1 protein-coding gene is annotated in these 1,770 nt (G+C 53.7%); it reads right to left on the bottom strand.

The window, feature by feature from the left end; all coding sequences use genetic code 11:
- Positions 1 to 1,770: beta strand repeat-containing protein (locus OC23_RS05390; RefSeq protein WP_152607802.1), on the bottom strand; the 1,770-nt coding region annotated here is incomplete at both ends.

Raw genomic sequence — 1,770 nt, forward strand, 5'->3', positions numbered from 1 at the left:
TGATGAGGAGTGTAACCACTGTGGTGGCTGCATCTGCAGGGATACCGGTCAGGGTACCTGTGATGGTCACTGTGCCGGTTGATTCTGCTGCATTCAATACATTGTCTGCAGTGACATCATTGATGGTTAATGTTGCACCTGCAGGGTTTGGCGGTGTGACATCCACAGTTTCTGTACCTGGCACAGACGGGTTGCCTGCCGGGTCAGTGGCAATCGCGGTGATGGTATCACCATCCACCAGTCCACCCGGATTCGGTACGGTCCATTCACCTGTGACCGGATCAGTGGTGACATCCACCGTTGTTCCGTTCGGGAAGGTTACTGTTACCGTTGAACCTGGTTCTGCTGTACCGGTGATCGGGTCAGTACCATTGACCGGATTGATCTCTGGTGCTGCCGGTGGCGTAACATCCACAGTGAAGCCTTGAGTGTCAGTAACCGTGCTGCTGTTGCCTGCTGCATCGGTGAAGGTGGCTGTGGCATCAATGGTCTTGTCACCATCAGCCAGCAAGTCGCTACCAGCCACATCGGCTGTCCAGTTACCTGTTGCTGCATCCACTGTTGCGGTATAAGTCACGCCATTAATGAGGAGTGTTACCACAGTCGTTGCTGCATCTGCAGGAATACCAGTCAAGGTACCTGTGATGGTCACTGTGCCGGTTGATTCTGCTGCATTCAATACGTTGTCTGCAGTGACATCGTTAATAGTTAATGTTGCACCTGCAGGGTTTGGAGGTGTGACATCCACGGTTTCTGTACCTGGTACAGACGGGTTACCTGCCGGGTCAGTGGCAATCGCGGTGATGGTATCACCATCCACCAGTCCACCCGGATTCGGTACCGTCCATTCACCTGTGACCGGATCAGTGGTGACATCCACCGTTGTTCCGTTCGGGAAGGTTACAGTCACCGTTGAACCTGGTTCTGCTGTACCAGTAATCGGATCAGTACCATTGACCGGATTGATCTCTGGTGCTGCCGGTGGCGTAACATCCACAGTGAAGCCTTGAGTGTCAGTAACCGTGCTGCTGTTGCCTGCTGCATCAGTGAAGGTTGCTGTGGCATCGATAGTGGCATCGGTGTCCGCCAGTAAGTCGCTACCAGCCACATCGGCTGTCCAGTTACCTGTCGCTGCATCAACTGTTGCAGTATAAGTCACGCCATTGATGAGGAGTGTAACCACAGTCGTTGCTGCATCTGCCGGGATACCGGTCAAGGTACCTGTGATGGTCACTGTGCCGGTTGACTCTGCTGCATTCAATACGTTGTCTGCAGTGACATCGTTAATGGTTAATGTTGCACCTGCAGGGTTTGGAGGTGTGACATCCACAGTTTCTGTACCTGGTACAGACGGGTTGCCTGCCGGGTCAGTGGCAATCGCGGTGATGGTATCACCATCCACCAGTCCACCCGGATTCGGTACGGTCCATTCACCTGTGACCGGATCAGTGGTGACATCCACCGTTGTTCCGTTCGGGAAGGTTACTGTTACCGTTGATCCTGGTTCTGCTGTACCGGTGATCGGGTCAGTACCATTGACCGGATTGATCTCTGGTGCTGCCGGTGGCGTAACATCCACAGTGAAGCCTTGAGTGTCAGTAACCGTGCTGCTGTTACCTGCTGCATCAGTGAAGGTTGCTGTGGCATCGATAGTGGCATCGGTGTCTGCCAGCAAGTCGCTACCGGCTACATCAGCTGTCCAGTTACCTGTTGCTGCATCAACCGTTGCGGTGTAAGTCACGCCATTGATGAGGAGTGTAACCACAGTCG

It is taken from the genome of Acinetobacter sp. A47 (assembly GCF_000805455.1).
In the GTDB taxonomy this organism is placed as follows: domain Bacteria; phylum Pseudomonadota; class Gammaproteobacteria; order Pseudomonadales; family Moraxellaceae; genus Acinetobacter.